The sequence below is a fragment of the Paenibacillus alkaliterrae genome (assembly GCF_021532375.1).
GTDB lineage: Bacteria > Bacillota > Bacilli > Paenibacillales > Paenibacillaceae > Pristimantibacillus > Pristimantibacillus alkaliterrae.
Map to the genome: position 1 here is coordinate 16,418 of NZ_JAKGAP010000031.1, position 13,920 is coordinate 30,337.

Sequence of the window (13,920 nt, forward strand, 5' to 3'; positions counted from 1 at the left end):
TTTACGGCGAAACCATCAACCGATGGTCACCTTCATGCTCCTCGAAGATAATGCCGTCTTGTTTGTATTTTTTCAATATGAAAAATGTCTTGGTCGATAATACCGCATCAATCGGCGATAATTTATTGGAAACGAAAGAGGCAACCTCTTTCAAATTTTTGCCTTCTACTTCAACAAGCAGATCGTACGCGCCAGACATTAAGTATACCGATTTTACTTCCGGATATAAATAAATGCGCTCCGCGATTCCTTCGAACCCGCGCCCGCGCTCTGGTGTAATTTGAACTTCGATAAGTGCCGTCACCTTCTGGTCGTCGATCTTGCTCCAATTGACGACTGTCGCATACTTGACAATAATATGTTCGTTCTCAAGCTCGGCGATCGCCTGTTTCACTTCCACTGCCGGAACGGCAAGCATGGTTGCTATTAACTCGGCATCCCTTCTCGCGTCTTCCTTCAGCAGCTCTAACACCTTCAACTGTAATTCGTTCATCGTATAACTCCTTCCGGTAACGCCTGCGATTATAAAGAATATTTTACAACGAATTCAATTTTACTGCAAAGTAAAAAAACGAAAGGCCCCGAAGGGCCTTTACATGTAATAAGGTTGATTTCCTTGCTGCTGCTGATTGGTTTGCTGCTGCATCGCAGGCGTATAGAAAGTCTGGTTCTGCTGCTGTCCAAGATTTTGCTGCACGAATTGCGTCGTCTTTTGCTTCGTTTGCTGATACTGTTTCATTTGCTTGTCAAGCTCCTGACGAAGCGCCGGCGAGGCTGCATTATACATATTGGCTTGCTGCATTGCCTGGAATAGCTGACCTTGAAGAGTCAAAGTACTGTTCATTAGCTTCGTGAACAATTGACGGATATCCGGACAAGTCGATTCCGTTGCTGCCGTTGCATATTCGCGAACGACTCGCTTCAAATCGGACAGGATCGCGCCCGCCAAATCTTCCTCTGTCAAAATGGACTGTTTTTGTTGCTGCTGATACATAGCGAAATCCTCCTATCGTCTATTTCCGTGCGTTTATGCCGCTTATTGCTGCGGTTGAGTCGGTGCCATTTGTTGATGATGCTGAATCGCGTGAAGCAGCGAATCATAGTGGTTTTGGTGCGTTTGCAAAAATTGTAAGCTTAGATTTTGTAATGCGGGAGTTGTTCCCGTTACCGCTAATGCCGTGCATTGCTTAATCAATAGTTCCTCATTCGACATCGAGTCTGCGATATACTCGAGCTCTTTTGCAGTCATTGGCTTCATCTGTCACCCTCCACAAAGTCTTTCTCCTTATTTCAGTGCCATGCGTATTATGACCAGATTTCCTTTTTTTATTTGTTTTGCTTCAGTTCTAATTTTCCGGATTGGATCAGCTTGAACTTAGCAGTAAAACAAAAAAAGACCTTCCCTAAGCCAACGCATTAGCTGAGAGAGCAGTCTTTTGGGTTACGGAATATGCACCGTCTTTACATGATCAAAGTGTAAAAAAACGGCGTTTCCGCTTGCGTTCGCAAGCTCGATCATATTTTGATCAAGGCTTTTCAATACGCCGATTTTATTCGGGTTTTCTCCTAAATCGAGCACGACAAATTCACCGATTAGTTTGCGCAGCTGTTGATCGAACGTTCTGGCGAGCGTTAAAGGCGAAGGCTTAAGCGGAAATTGCTCTGGCGTTAAGGTGTACGGCGTTACGTTCGGGTTGTACGGAATCAGGTATTTCAAATGTTGGAGCGAAATGATGACGGTATGATAAACAGGGGAGTAAAAGACAAAAAAATCATTCATGACGGTCGTCAAGTAACCGTGGATGGGTTGATTCCCGGTAATGTAAATCTCCGAAAACATGCCTTTGGCATTCATTAATATTTTTCGATAAGAGATCGGCTCATTATAAGGCTCAAAGGGCATTTCAGGCACTTCAAACTTTTCTCCATCCTGTGACAATATACGAAGCTGCTGAAGATGAATAAGCGGTACATACAAAAATTGCGTTCCGTTGTGCAGTACTAAAATATCCTGGCCAAACTCGATTAATTTTCCGCGTATCGGTGCCACTTTCCCTGAAATCACCAATTCAACCTGCCGGTCCAGCAGCGGATGACGGTTTTTCATGCGATCAACCTCCTTTCATCCGAGTAGATAGAAGAACCGGACAAGGGTACTTACCTTTGCCCGGAAATCCATTAAACTTTATTTATCATACGGCGAGTCGTTTTTGGAGTTGTTATTACAGAAGCTGCATTGGCACTTTTCTTTCCGCCGCTGCGGTTGCCGCCAGTACGGCTGCCGCCTGTACGGTTGCCTTGTGTTTTATAATTTTTGTTACAGTCTTTATGGCCGTCGGATTTCTTGTCATTTGTTGATTTGATCGATTTGATTTGCTCAATCGGAATTTGCAGCGTATCTTCGCCGTCAACGAGCAGGACCGAATCCTTGCATACTTGCGCGAGAAAGCCCTCTACCTTTTCGGGTCCGCCCGTGTTGATTTGTACGAAAGTTTGATTTAACGCGCGAAGGACTTCTTTAAAGTTGTCGGCCTTAATAAAGTCATGCTTATGGTGTCCGGATTTATGGCAGCATTTGTGATCGGATTTATGGCAGTATTTTTTGTCGGATTTATGTCCGCTTTTGTGTCCGCTTTTGTTGCAGTCTTGTTTGCCATTTGTTTCGGTAATGCTTTTTACGTGGCTGGCAGCAACGTATACGATACCCTTCTTCGTTTTTACCACATAGTAGTCGCTTTTGACAGCCAGCAATTTGCCTTCAATCTTGTCCGGGCCGCCGCGGTTGATCTTTACGCATTTTCCGACTAAGCTATCAACGAAGTTTTCGTTGATGCAGGTATTGCTCTTATGATGATTGAAGCTTTTGAAGCGATTGTCATACATATCCATTTGTCCCGCAACATTACGATAGTTCCAGCAATAATTCATAAATAAATCCCTCCGATAATTTCGTTAATAATAGATTTGAAATCTTTCATCACAGCCGACACCTATCAATCTTGTAACGAGCATGATGTTTGAATTATCGTGAGCATCCCTCCGATTCTTGATTTCTTCATTTATCATGGGAGTCGATATGCAATATAATTATATGTATCCCACATAGCTGAGGTACTAGATTACTATCTATTTATTAAAGATTAAGCAAATAACCCGTTACGAATACTAGAGTTGAGTCATAGCTTATAGTATCTTCATATAAGGAGTTGTTTGAATTGTCCAAAAAAAAGAACGGTAAAGAAAAGCAAAACGTAAATGCAAAGAATACTGGAGGTAACCGCACTGACGGCAACCGGACAGGCGGCAACCAATCCGGGGGTGATAAATCTGTCGGTAAGAAAAGCGGCGGCAACCAATCCGCGGGGCATAAATCCGTTGGTACGAAAAGCGGCGGCAACCAATCCGGAGGGCATAAATCCGTTGGTACGAAAAGCGGCGGCAACCAGTCACTCGGCAACCGCTCTGACGGTGTCGATCCAGCCGTCCAAACAGAAGCAACTAGCATAGATTCCGGCTTAGTGTTTGAAATTACGCTTTAACAAGCGTAAACGACTTTCTTATATTTTTAAAAAACGGTGACCATCCAGGCATCGGCTGAATACGGTAAATAAGATAAAAAGCCTATCGTTTAACGGTAGGCTTTATCTTTTGCCTCGGGAGATGATTAGATGGCTGCTGAAATATTGCCTGTCCGCTCCATTCGGATCGATGAAGCCGATCTGCAAGAAATTAGAAGCAATGCATGGGGTAAAGCGTTCAAGCCGGCCGAGCTGAAGCTAGGGGAGAAAACCTATAAAGCTATGTTCGGGCTGCGGGGCGGTCACACGCGTAATTATTCTAAGAAATCGTATGAAGTACGAATAAAGGATGGCAAAACGCTTCATTGGAATGCTGAGTACGATGATCCATCGATGATGCGAAACGCGTTGTCTTTCTACTTTTTCAATAAAATCGGGGTACCCTCGCCTGAAACGAAACATTTTTGGCTTATTATTAATGATGTGCCGCAGGGCGTATACTTAGAGATCGAAGCGGTTGACCGGTTATTTTTCGAGAAAAGGCGCATAGGCTACCGCTCGCTTATTTATGCCGTGAACGACAGTGCTGACTTTAGCTTAATTGATCCGGAATCAAAGGCCTTAAAGCCTTCGTTATTCGATGGTTATGAAATCGTACACGGGAAGACCGGCACTAAGAGCAGATTAGTATCGTTTGTACGCCATTTAAACCGGAGGTCCGGCAAAAGCTTAGGCGTCTTTACCGTCCGCAGACTGGATATTTCCCAATATTTATTATGGCTGGCAGGTGCTGTACTGACTGGGAATTATGACGGATTTGATCAAAACTACGCTTTATACGAGCATCGATTAAGCGGAAAATATCGGATCATTCCGTGGGATTACGAGGGAACCTGGGGAAGGAATTGCTATGGTAAGCCATGCGGCAGCGATCTTGTTCGTTTCCAAGGCTATAATAAGCTGACCAAAAAGCTGTTTATGTTTCCGGCCTGCCGCAGAAAGTACAAGAGCATAATGAAGAGGCTTCTTCAAACGGCCTTCACGGTCGATCAGCTTAAGCCGGTTATTCACAACATGCATATCAAGCTGTCACCGGCTATTCGCAATGATTATACCCGCAAGGCAAGCTTCGATACTTTTCTCTCGGAGCCTGCATTCATCCATGAATATATTATGGAACGGCGTGAAATTTTGCAGCAATCGCTGCGGGAGTGGGGCTAAGAAGCCCCATTCGATGCTTAAAATATATTCATGCTCAAATAACGTTCACCCGTGTCTGGAGCGATGCATAACACACGCTTACCAGCGCCAAGCCGCTTAGCAATTTGCATAGCCGCCCACACGGACGCACCTGACGAAGGTCCAAGCAGCAAGCCTTCGCGAGCAGCCAGGCTTCTCATCGTCGTCAAGGCATCTTCATCGGATACTTGAATGATTTGATCATAAACGGAAGTGTTAAGAATAGCCGGCACGAAGCCCGGGCTCGTACCGACCAGCTTATGCGGTCCGGGCTGTCCTCCCGACAGTACCGGCGAGCCCTGCGGTTCGACGACTGCTATATATACGTCCGAAATAAGATCTTTGAGCACCTCGCCTGTCCCGGTAATCGTTCCTCCGGTTCCGGCCGTTGCGACGAAAGCATCCAGCTTTCCATCCGTTTGCCTCATAATTTCCGCAGCCGTCGTTACTCTGTGAATATTAGGATTGGCTTCATTCTCGAATTGATTGGGAATGAAGCTGCCCGGATGCTCGGCCTGCAGCTCCAGCGCTTTGCGGATCGCTCCGGGCATCCGCTCCGCAGCGGGCGTCAGAACGACCTCGGCGCCGTAGGCCTGAAGCAGCTTAATCCGCTCCGCGGACATATTGTCCGGCATGACCAGAATCATTTTATAGCCTTTTGCAGCCGCGTTCATGGCAAGCCCGATGCCCGTATTACCGCTTGTCGGCTCGATAATCATGTCGCCCCGCCGAATCTGCCCGCGCTTCTCGGCATCTTGAATAAGAGAGAAAGCAGCGCGGTCCTTCACGCTCCCGCTCGGATTAAACCGCTCCAGCTTGACCAAAACCTCGGCGCTGCCCGCCTCCTGAAGCCTGTTCAGCCGAACGACCGGCGTTGCTCCTATCAACTGCGTAATGTCAGAAACGATTCTTGGCATAGCCTCACCTCCCTTCTTCAAGTGTTTATCCTTGTTGTTGTTGTTGTTGTTATTGTTGTTGTTGTTGTTGTTGCTGCTGCTGCAAAAACGGCTTCATAAACCACCAGCCCGCGATCGGAACGACACCGACGGCAAACAGAAGCCAAGTAATCGCAACCGGAGAATGGTTCAGCGGCAAAACGATCAAATACGAGGATAAACCGATAATTCTGCCGATGACGAGTCCCGCTTCCCGCAGAACGATAAACTCCTCGCGCTCCCTCGCGCTTTCCTCCGATTGCCCGATGAGATCGAATACTCTGGAGGTCATCGGAATAATGTATAACGGCATAAACAAGGAAGTGCCGATACCAAACATCAGCAAGGTAATATACGATACTTCCCAAAATAACGGTAAAATAACGACGGCAATCATCACAACGCCGACTAGCATCACGATTTTACGGTTGTTTTTATTCAGCATTTTACCGATAATCCAGAAGCTGATTAAGGCAACAAGCGATGTGATCAACGAGAACGTCCCCAACTTACTCTCGTCCTGTGTCGCAACATAGACGGTCAGCCCGACAAGAAACGCAAAAACTCCCTCGCGCACGCCCTGTGCCGCGATTGCCGGCAGCATGCGCCTCCATGGATTTCCTTTTTGCCGGAGCTGCTGAACGCCGTGCTTCCAATTATAAGTTCCATGAACACGCCTTTTCTTTAACCAGAAGCTTAACACGACGCTTATCGAGAAAATAATGAGCGACAGCGTAAATATGAATCGATACCCCTTCTCGCCCTGCATTGACGTAATTAGCAAGCCTGAAACCCAGGGGGCAACAATGCCGGCAGCGGAGCCGAGAAGACCTGCCCAGCCGTTATAGCGGTCGCGATTATCCGGACCGGTCACTTCGAAATAAACGACATTAAATGCAATCCAAAAAAATCCAAGCGCCATTCCGTTCAAAATGCCGAGCGGCACGCCGTATGCCTTCGCTTGCTGTCCGAGCAGCAGCACCGTGCTGTAGAAGACGCCTGACAATATAATGCCGATGCGCAGGCTTATCATTTTGTCATGCTCTTTGACCCATTTTCCGGCTACATAGAACGTTAATCCGCCCATCACATACTGACCTAACGTGAACCAGCCGATAAGCATGTAAGACTGGCTTGCTTTCCATAAGTACACCGGCACGAAAGTGCCGGACAATGCGTTCGCCACGCCATAAAGCGCTTGGACGATCAGCAGCAGCACGCCTTGTCCGCCTAAAGCTTTTGCCAAAACGATTCTCCTTCCGTAAGATAGAACGCGATTAAGCGTTGCTATCCGTTCACGTGGTTAGAATTACGTTTTGTAAGATTCCCTTATCCGCGGCAAGCCATGCCCGTCCATTTTTGCCAGCAGCGCACTAGTCGTTCGGAGCAAGGCGCGCCAGCAAATGATCACGATCCTTTTGGCTGAGCCATGTTGAGGTTTGGAAGCAGGAAGGACAAACATATAAGGTTAGCTGAAAAGGAGTTGTCAATACCGGACCGACAATGGATGGCGCGAACTTCGGCTCAAACTGCTGATCGTTTACCGTCTGAGTGCCTGCTTCCAGCATATATTCACGGCAAGACGGACATTCCGGCACTTCATCCTGATCATCGAGAATGCGCTGGACCTTCTCTTCGACTGCGAATCTGGAGCTGTCTGCGCTTCGGAAGCCATCGCCTTGCTCGGTCCAGCGCTTATGATTAGGGTGATCCGAATCATCCTCATCCTCTTCTTCGGATACCTCATCCTCAAGCCAATTACCCTGATGCTGTTTGGCCGCCTTTTGAGCATCACTCGCTTTCAGCGTCTGAACAGCCCGCTCATATTCGTCAGCTTCGACCTCATCCTCGTCATAGCCGAGCTCAATCGTTCGGTACGCGCTGAGCTCATTGTCACAATGCGGGCAATGCTTCTCCGGACCGATCTCTTCATCCCATACGATTTCCGTCAAGCACCACGGACAAATTACATGCTCTTCCATTCTTGTACTTCCTCTCTAATTGTTCAAGATATAAACGATGCCGAACACAAAAAATAAAACAGAAACAACGGCTAATATTTTCCATAAGTATTTCATAAGGACTTCCCCCATTTAAATAATGACAGTCGCTCCGATCACATAGGAGAGTGAAACGGAAATAATCATCGCGATAAGCCCGACGGCGCGGTTATCGCGTACGATCTCATCGTCTATTCGAAAGACCGGCGTCAAAAACTCAAATAGAAAATAAGCGGCCATTAGTATAACGAATCCGAACGTCCCCCATATCAAACTTTGGTAAACGGAATCGTTTGCTTCTATTGAGAAGCGGAAAATATTGCAAATGCCGAATATTTTACCGCTCGTGGCTAACGCTACGGCTAAATTCCCCTTTTTAATTTCACTCCAGCATCTATACCTTGTAACCAGCTCGAAGACAGATAAAAACACGATAAGAGATAATACCGTTACCGACACGTAAACGAGCGACGCGGCATACGGATTGCTGAGCAGCTTATCGACTTCATGTTCCATTCCTTGTTAACCTCCATCGTCAAGCATTATCGTCAATTGCAAGACCGCTTCATTCCGTTACTTTAGTTCTGCAACCGTAACGCCAACGCCGCCTTCGCCGTAATTGCCTAACCGAAAGCTTTTTACATGGCTGTGCTTCCGCAAATACTGCTGGATGCCGGCGCGAAGAACGCCGGTACCTTTCCCGTGGATAATCGCGACCTGACCCAGCCCGGACAAAAAGGCTTCGTCCAGGAAACGATCCACCTCAAGGATCGCTTCCTCTAAATTCTCACCCCTCAAATCGAGTTCCAACTTCACGTTCTCATCGCGGGACCGCTTCAGGCTAGCCGCTTGCTTCGGCTGCTTCGCCTTCACGGCAGCAGTCGATTTTAACAGCTCCAAATCATCCAGAGCCACCTTCATTTTCATAATGCCAAGCTGTACGGTCGCATCGGAGCCATGAATTTCGACCACCGTTCCCTTTTGATTCAGGCTGTACACCGTTACTTCGTCGCCGGCTTCTATATTAGCCGGTTTATTCGATGCTTTCGCCGCACCGCGCTTCGCCTTCTGCTGCTCAGGCGCAGCCTCGTCAAGCTTACGGCGGGCTTCTATAAGCTTATGCTCTTTGACCGAAGCGCCCTCCTCCATAGCGAGCTTGCGCAGATCCGAAATAATTTGCTCGGCCTCGCGCTTCGCTTTCACGACGGCTTCACGCGCTTCTTCCTGCGCCCTGAGCAGCAGCTTTTCCTTCTGCTCTTCGAATCGCTGACGCTCCGCCTCATGGCGAGCTCGAAGCGTCTCTACCTCACGGCGGAGCGATTCCGCAGTCTGACGCTCGTTCTCGGCGCCCAACCGGTTCTCTTCCAAAGAAGCGATCATATTCTCGACCCGTTGATCCTCTTCGCTCACCTCGCCGCGCGCATGATCAATAATTGAACGGGGCAGCCCCAGCCGCTCGGCAATGGCGAAAGCATTGCTTCTGCCTGGTACGCCTACAAGCAATCGGTAGGTTGGACTTAGCGTCGCGACATCAAACTCCATGCTTGCGTTAATAACGCCCTTCCGATTATAAGCATAAGCCTTAAGCTCGCTATAATGCGTCGTAGCGACAATTCGGCTTTCCAGCGCATGGACATGCTCCAATATGGCAATCGCAAGCGCCGAGCCTTCAGCCGGATCCGTTCCTGCGCCAAGCTCGTCAAGCAGCACCAAACTCTTGGAGGTCATGGAACTCAGAATGCGAATAATGTTCTTCAAATGACTGGAGAACGTACTGAGACTTTGCTCGATGCTTTGCTCGTCGCCGATATCGGCGTAAATGGCATCGAACACGCACAGCTGGCTTCCGTCCTCAGCGGGCACGAACAAGCCCGACATGGCCATAAGGCTGAGTAATCCTATCGTTTTGAGAGAGACGGTTTTACCGCCTGTATTAGGGCCCGTAACAATGATCGCCGAGTAGTTATTGCCTAGCTCCACATCGATCGGAACGACCATATCCGCTGCAATCAAAGGATGCCGTCCGCGCTTCAGCTTCATGAAACCCCTATCATTCATTCGCGGCAGCGACGCTTTCATTTCATGGGCGAGCCTGGCCTTTGCGTAAGCAAAATCGATCTGGCCAAGTAAATCCAAGTTGATAACGAGATCCTCGACATGGTCGGCGGCTAAAGCGGAAAGCTTCTGTAAAATTTTCTCGATCTCGCGCAGCTCTCCCGCTTTAAGCTCTCTGAGCTTGTTGTTCATCGCGACCAACGCTTCCGGCTCGATGAACAAGGTCGCGCCGGAGCCCGACTGATCATGGACGATGCCTCCGAAATGCGAGCGGTATTCCTGCTTAACGGGAATAACATAACGGTCGTTGCGCAGCGTGATGATCGCGTCCTGCAGCATCTTCTGCACGGAAGAAGAACGAATCATTTGCTCCAGCTTCTCGCGTATGCGCGATTCGCCGCTGCGAAGCTCGCGTCTGATCGAGGCCAAAGCCGCGCTGGCGCTGTCCATTACCTCCGCTTGATCGTCGATGCAATCGAAGATCGCATCCTCGAGCGGCTTATGCTCGCTTATTTGATCCGCTGTTTGCTGAAGCATCGGAATCGGATGTTCTTCATGCAATACGCCGATATGCTTCTTTACGCGCCGGCCGCCGCGCGCCGTAGCGGCGATATCCAACAGCTCGGCGGGATTTAACGTGCCTCCGATACGCGCGCGGTGCAGCGGTGCTTTAATATCCGCAACTCCGCCGAAAGGAGCGCTTCCCTTCAGCCGGTCTGCCGCATATGCCTCGTCCGTTATTTGAAGCAAGCTCTTAACCGCTTCCAAATCGGAAACGGGCTGCAGCGCCTCGGCAACCTCTTTGCCCAAAGACGTGGCGGCATGCTGCGACAATCTATATATGATTTTTGGAAATTCAAGTGTCGCCAAAATTTTAGTGTCCAACAATTAACACTCCTCTCGCATTCCTATTATAGCCGAACCGCGATCGTGATGCACGATCTTAAGCAACGGTTTCATACATAAATGATGCTCATTTGGTCACAATATAAACGATTGAACCGCCTTACAATGTCACTTTAGCAATATGAAAGGAAATTAACGCTAAGGAGGGTTTAGGGTATGACTTTTTTAGGGCATATCGTACGATTTATCGTTGCCGCGCTAGTATTAATGCTAGTCGGGTTTATCGTTCCGCAATTTAACGTCGGAGGATTTTGGAGCGCATTTTTTCTCGCTCTCGTAATCGCCGCTCTAGGGTGGATCATTGAAGGCATTTTCGGCAAAAGGGTTACGCCGTTCGGCCGCGGAATCGTCGGCTTTATTGCCAGCGCAGCGGTCATTTGGATTGCGCAATTCATCGTCGGAGGCGTGACGATAACGATGCTTGGCGCAATTTTAGCGGCTCTCGTTATCGGGCTTATCGACCTGTTCATTCCGGTCAGGACCCCGTACGAAGCAGGCAGACGCACGCGCAATTAATCAATCAGCAAGCGGCAGCCCTTGATTGCCCGATAGCGGCGGTCAAGGGCTTTGCTGCGTATGAAGATAGAAGCAGTTTCGATACATTCTTCACAGGTTTTTCATCAGTTTGTCATAGGGCGGTCACTGCATTCTTGGGAAAGATGCGTTACAATAGACATACTTTAGTTGCAAAATAAGGTTGAGCAATAGAAAGGAGCATCCATTCAGATGAAAAAATGGTTATTATTTGCGAGCGCTATCTGTCTTGTCATTGTGCTTGCGGCATGCGGAGCGAACAGCGGAGCAAACCAGCAGGTTAATACGTCCGTTGCCGATAGCGGAGCGGCGACTTCCGAGCTTGTGATCACGGCTTCGAACTGGAAATTCGACAAAACGGAATATAAAATCAAGGCTGGCGAAACCTTTAACCTTAAGCTTGATTCCATCGACGGCATGCACGGTGTGCAAATCAAAAAAACCAAATATGAAATTGATAATGGCAAAACGGTATCCGTGAACTTTAGCGAGCCAGGCGAATACGATATGATTTGCAGCTTGCCTTGCGGACAAGGTCACCGTACTATGGTTGCCAAGCTGATAGTTGAATAACCTACGGAGGAGGGACTGTCTCATAAGCAGCTAATTGCTGCTTTGGGGCAGTCCCTTCTTATTTAGTGCCGGACGATCATATAAATAGCACAAAGCATCAGATGGTGTGCTCGTGAGTTAAGTTACTGGATAAATCCACTATAGAGCGCCTAATGGTGGGCTAGCGGGTAAAGTATTAGCGGGACAAATTCCAGTTAGGCCAGAATATTCGCTGATGAAGCAAGTTTAGCGGGATTTTTTCCAGTTAGATTCGTCATTCTTCTATATAACTTAACTTGCTTTTATAAACATTCCTTACCTTTTAAGTAAAAAAGTCTGATGGATATTCCTCTTCCCCTGTCGCTCTGCCTCTGATAAGATAATCACAATACGAACAGTGAATGGAGGAATGGTGATGGGAGCCTTACAAGATCGAGTTGCCATTATTAGCGGAGCCGGTACGGGGCTGGGCCGCGCTGCTTCAATTTCTTTCGCTTCGGCCGGCGCGGATGTCGTCCTATTGGGTAGGCGCAAAGCGAAGCTCGAGGAAACGGCTCTTGCCGTGAAGGAGCGTACGGGCAAGGAAGCGCTTATTTTGCAGACGGACGTATCCGATGAAGCGCAGGTCCAAGAGGCTATCGCCGCTGCTATTCGCCACTTCAACCGAATTGATGTCATCGTAAATAACGCTGCCGTTTTCGAGCCGGGCACCGTGCTTGAGCTTACATCGAATGAATGGCAAAATCAAATTGCAATAAACTTAACAGGCCCATTTCTGCTGACGAAGGCGGTGCTGCCGGCTATGCGCAAAGCGAAATACGGACGAATTATTAATATAACCTCGGGGCTGTCTTGGAACGGAGCAGGCGGATACGCTGCCTACAGCGCTGCTAAAGCCGGCTTGGAATCCTTGACAAGAACGCTGGCAGACGAGGAGCATGAGCACGGCATTCTCGTTAATCTCTACAATCCCGGCACCTTGCGCACGGAAATGCATGCTACCGGCAAGGATCCCGCTATCGTAACGCCGGACCTGATCCGGCTCGCCAGCTTGCCTATCGGCGGCCCTACAGGCACGATCGTTTCCTACGGGTAGACTCATTCCTTTAATGAAGCGGAGTTAATAGCCTTTTAACCAAAGCCTTAGGATTTATCCTCTATCCCATTCGGCTTGGTATAAGGCTATTTTTTTCTATCCGCTGGCAGATCTTCAAAGCCCATGCATGATTTCGTGCTTGGGCTTGTTCATGCGGTTCTGATCACAAACAGAAATGGCTCCGCACGGAGCCCTTCTCTTCAATAAGGAATAACTATGAATACTCCCACCACTTACCGATGCTATCGCTTCGGCTGAAATAGGGGTTTCTGATGTATCGTCCTTACTTATTTCAGGATGCTTAACACCAGTGGAGTTGACACGTTGACGGACTGTTTACCGTCCAACCTCTCTATCCCATCGGTTCCTTTGGCGGATACGTTTGGGAATACTTTGCGCAAAATGTTGGCGGCGCCGTTCACATCGGCATGAATCAAGCCCTTCGTGTTCGTATACAGCGCGCGACATATTCGCTTGCCGGAGAAGGTCCATGCCCCCTTTCCGTCATAACGCGGCAATGGGTCTTGATCTATGAAGCTGGCTTTCGAGGTGTATGCTTCTTCGGTCAGGAGGACCGCTATCCCCTGTTCAGCCGCCTTATACTGGATCATCGCGATGAGCATCCGGTGTGGGATGTGGCAGAAGGACAGATTGTTTCGCCGTCCCATAGCAGACGGTTGCTTCCATCCATCGTTATGCGCGGGTGGCGATTGTGCCGATATGTTGCTCCACGGCCAGCTTGACGATGTGATGACTTGCTTTGTGGAACAAGTCTTTGATCCGGCGATGGCGCTTAAGATGCAATCGTTCCAATCGTCTTGACAAATGCGCCCCTTCGTGCGGTTCATTGCCTTGACGAAGAATACCGGTATAATGCGCTTTCATCTTGGCGTTCTGAAACGCTTGATCCAGGTACGCAAACAACCGATGACCGGGTTTGATCCACACTTGATGGGTCCTATACATGGGCTTTGAATCTGACATGACTTCACCTCCTTCCAACCAAAAAATACGAATGTATGTTCCTTTTTATTATACCGCTAAATAATGAGGAAGGAAAGTACATCTTGTGAGCGTATTCAGGA

At 48.4% G+C, this 13,920-nt stretch carries 17 protein-coding genes; 5 read left to right on the forward strand and 12 right to left on the reverse strand.

The window, feature by feature from the left end; genetic code table 11:
• Position 1: 1 nt before the first annotated feature.
• From L1N85_RS14375 to L1N85_RS14395, 5 genes are all read right to left on the reverse strand, one after another.
• Positions 2–493 carry an Lrp/AsnC family transcriptional regulator gene (locus L1N85_RS14375; RefSeq protein WP_235239667.1) on the reverse strand — a complete coding sequence of 164 codons (492 nt, stop codon included), beginning with the start codon at positions 491–493 and terminating at the stop codon, positions 2–4.
• A 99-nt stretch (positions 494–592) separates the two neighbouring features.
• A complete protein-coding gene (locus tag L1N85_RS14380) occupies positions 593–994 on the reverse strand; it encodes a spore coat protein (RefSeq protein WP_235239669.1) in 402 nt (133 codons plus the stop codon).
• Positions 995–1,036: 42 nt separating this feature from the next.
• Positions 1,037–1,258: a hypothetical protein gene (locus L1N85_RS14385; RefSeq protein WP_235239671.1), complete on the reverse strand. Its 222-nt coding sequence runs from the start codon at positions 1,256–1,258 to the stop codon at positions 1,037–1,039.
• A 183-nt stretch (positions 1,259–1,441) separates the two neighbouring features.
• Positions 1,442–2,107, reverse strand: a complete 666-nt coding sequence (locus L1N85_RS14390) for a DUF2642 domain-containing protein (RefSeq protein WP_235239672.1) — start codon at positions 2,105–2,107, stop codon at positions 1,442–1,444.
• A gap of 71 nt (positions 2,108–2,178) precedes the next feature.
• The gene (locus tag L1N85_RS14395) at positions 2,179–2,928 is read right to left on the reverse strand and encodes a hypothetical protein (protein ID WP_235239673.1); all 750 of its coding nucleotides are present in this window, start codon (positions 2,926–2,928) and stop codon (positions 2,179–2,181) included.
• A gap of 287 nt (positions 2,929–3,215) precedes the next feature.
• Between L1N85_RS14395 and L1N85_RS14400 the strand changes: the two genes are divergently transcribed.
• Together L1N85_RS14400 and L1N85_RS14405 are read left to right on the forward strand one after the other, a co-directional pair.
• Entirely contained in the window at positions 3,216–3,539 is a 324-nt protein-coding gene (locus L1N85_RS14400; protein ID WP_235239674.1) for a hypothetical protein, read from the forward strand.
• A gap of 129 nt (positions 3,540–3,668) precedes the next feature.
• Positions 3,669–4,739, forward strand: a complete 1,071-nt coding sequence (locus L1N85_RS14405; RefSeq protein ID WP_235239675.1) for a CotH kinase family protein — start codon at positions 3,669–3,671, stop codon at positions 4,737–4,739.
• Between the two features lie 17 nt (positions 4,740–4,756).
• Here the strand turns inward: L1N85_RS14405 and cysK are convergent, their stop codons facing one another.
• The 5 genes from cysK to L1N85_RS14430 all read right to left on the reverse strand — a co-directional run bounded on the left by cysK (position 4,757) and on the right by L1N85_RS14430 (position 10,632).
• The gene (gene cysK, locus L1N85_RS14410) at positions 4,757–5,674 is read right to left on the reverse strand and encodes a cysteine synthase A (RefSeq protein WP_235239676.1); all 918 of its coding nucleotides are present in this window, start codon (positions 5,672–5,674) and stop codon (positions 4,757–4,759) included.
• A 49-nt stretch (positions 5,675–5,723) separates the two neighbouring features.
• On the reverse strand, positions 5,724–6,938 hold the full coding sequence (locus tag L1N85_RS14415) for an MFS transporter (RefSeq protein ID WP_235239677.1): 1,215 nt from the start codon (positions 6,936–6,938) through the stop codon (positions 5,724–5,726).
• Positions 6,939–7,065: 127 nt separating this feature from the next.
• Entirely contained in the window at positions 7,066–7,674 is a 609-nt protein-coding gene (locus L1N85_RS14420) for a hypothetical protein (protein WP_235239679.1), read from the reverse strand.
• Between the two features lie 111 nt (positions 7,675–7,785).
• A complete protein-coding gene (locus L1N85_RS14425; RefSeq protein WP_235239681.1) occupies positions 7,786–8,208 on the reverse strand; it encodes a DUF350 domain-containing protein in 423 nt (140 codons plus the stop codon).
• A gap of 57 nt (positions 8,209–8,265) precedes the next feature.
• The gene (locus L1N85_RS14430; protein ID WP_235239683.1) at positions 8,266–10,632 is read right to left on the reverse strand and encodes an endonuclease MutS2; all 2,367 of its coding nucleotides are present in this window, start codon (positions 10,630–10,632) and stop codon (positions 8,266–8,268) included.
• A 177-nt stretch (positions 10,633–10,809) separates the two neighbouring features.
• Between L1N85_RS14430 and L1N85_RS14435 the strand changes: the two genes are divergently transcribed.
• The 3 genes from L1N85_RS14435 to L1N85_RS14445 all read left to right on the forward strand — a co-directional run bounded on the left by L1N85_RS14435 (position 10,810) and on the right by L1N85_RS14445 (position 12,835).
• Positions 10,810–11,169, forward strand: a complete 360-nt coding sequence (locus L1N85_RS14435) for a phage holin family protein (protein ID WP_235239684.1) — start codon at positions 10,810–10,812, stop codon at positions 11,167–11,169.
• A 210-nt stretch (positions 11,170–11,379) separates the two neighbouring features.
• Positions 11,380–11,760, forward strand: coding sequence for a plastocyanin/azurin family copper-binding protein (locus L1N85_RS14440; protein ID WP_235239685.1), 381 nt, complete (start codon positions 11,380–11,382; stop codon positions 11,758–11,760).
• Positions 11,761–12,154: 394 nt separating this feature from the next.
• Positions 12,155–12,835 (forward strand): SDR family NAD(P)-dependent oxidoreductase, encoded by a 681-nt coding sequence (locus L1N85_RS14445; RefSeq protein WP_235239686.1) that lies wholly within the window; start codon positions 12,155–12,157, stop codon positions 12,833–12,835.
• A gap of 287 nt (positions 12,836–13,122) precedes the next feature.
• Here L1N85_RS14445 and L1N85_RS14450 read toward each other — a convergent pair whose 3' ends face one another.
• Both L1N85_RS14450 and L1N85_RS14455 read right to left on the reverse strand, forming a co-directional pair.
• Complete coding sequence (locus L1N85_RS14450; protein WP_235239687.1) at positions 13,123–13,446, reverse strand: transposase; 324 nt, start codon at positions 13,444–13,446, stop codon at positions 13,123–13,125.
• 82 nt (positions 13,447–13,528) lie between these two features.
• Positions 13,529–13,819 (reverse strand): transposase, encoded by a 291-nt coding sequence (locus L1N85_RS14455; RefSeq protein WP_235239688.1) that lies wholly within the window; start codon positions 13,817–13,819, stop codon positions 13,529–13,531.
• Between the last annotated feature and the right edge of the window lie 101 nt (positions 13,820–13,920).

What these genes read in the sequence shown, in the direction of transcription:
- L1N85_RS14375 (WP_235239667.1), bottom strand. Translation starts at nt 493, where the DNA reads ATGAACGAATTACAGTTGAAGGTGTTAGAGCTGCTGAAGGAAGACGCG.
- L1N85_RS14380 (WP_235239669.1), bottom strand. Translation starts at nt 994, where the DNA reads ATGTATCAGCAGCAACAAAAACAGTCCATTTTGACAGAGGAAGATTTG.
- L1N85_RS14385 (WP_235239671.1), bottom strand. Translation starts at nt 1,258, where the DNA reads ATGAAGCCAATGACTGCAAAAGAGCTCGAGTATATCGCAGACTCGATG.
- L1N85_RS14390 (WP_235239672.1), bottom strand. Translation starts at nt 2,107, where the DNA reads ATGAAAAACCGTCATCCGCTGCTGGACCGGCAGGTTGAATTGGTGATT.
- L1N85_RS14395 (WP_235239673.1), bottom strand. Translation starts at nt 2,928, where the DNA reads ATGAATTATTGCTGGAACTATCGTAATGTTGCGGGACAAATGGATATG.
- L1N85_RS14405 (WP_235239675.1), top strand. Translation starts at nt 3,669, where the DNA reads ATGGCTGCTGAAATATTGCCTGTCCGCTCCATTCGGATCGATGAAGCC.
- cysK (WP_235239676.1), bottom strand. Translation starts at nt 5,674, where the DNA reads ATGCCAAGAATCGTTTCTGACATTACGCAGTTGATAGGAGCAACGCCG.
- L1N85_RS14420 (WP_235239679.1), bottom strand. Translation starts at nt 7,674, where the DNA reads ATGGAAGAGCATGTAATTTGTCCGTGGTGCTTGACGGAAATCGTATGG.
- L1N85_RS14425 (WP_235239681.1), bottom strand. Translation starts at nt 8,208, where the DNA reads ATGGAACATGAAGTCGATAAGCTGCTCAGCAATCCGTATGCCGCGTCG.
- L1N85_RS14435 (WP_235239684.1), top strand. Translation starts at nt 10,810, where the DNA reads ATGACTTTTTTAGGGCATATCGTACGATTTATCGTTGCCGCGCTAGTA.
- L1N85_RS14440 (WP_235239685.1), top strand. Translation starts at nt 11,380, where the DNA reads ATGAAAAAATGGTTATTATTTGCGAGCGCTATCTGTCTTGTCATTGTG.
- L1N85_RS14445 (WP_235239686.1), top strand. Translation starts at nt 12,155, where the DNA reads ATGGGAGCCTTACAAGATCGAGTTGCCATTATTAGCGGAGCCGGTACG.
- L1N85_RS14450 (WP_235239687.1), bottom strand. Translation starts at nt 13,446, where the DNA reads ATGATCCAGTATAAGGCGGCTGAACAGGGGATAGCGGTCCTCCTGACC.
- L1N85_RS14455 (WP_235239688.1), bottom strand. Translation starts at nt 13,819, where the DNA reads ATGTCAGATTCAAAGCCCATGTATAGGACCCATCAAGTGTGGATCAAA.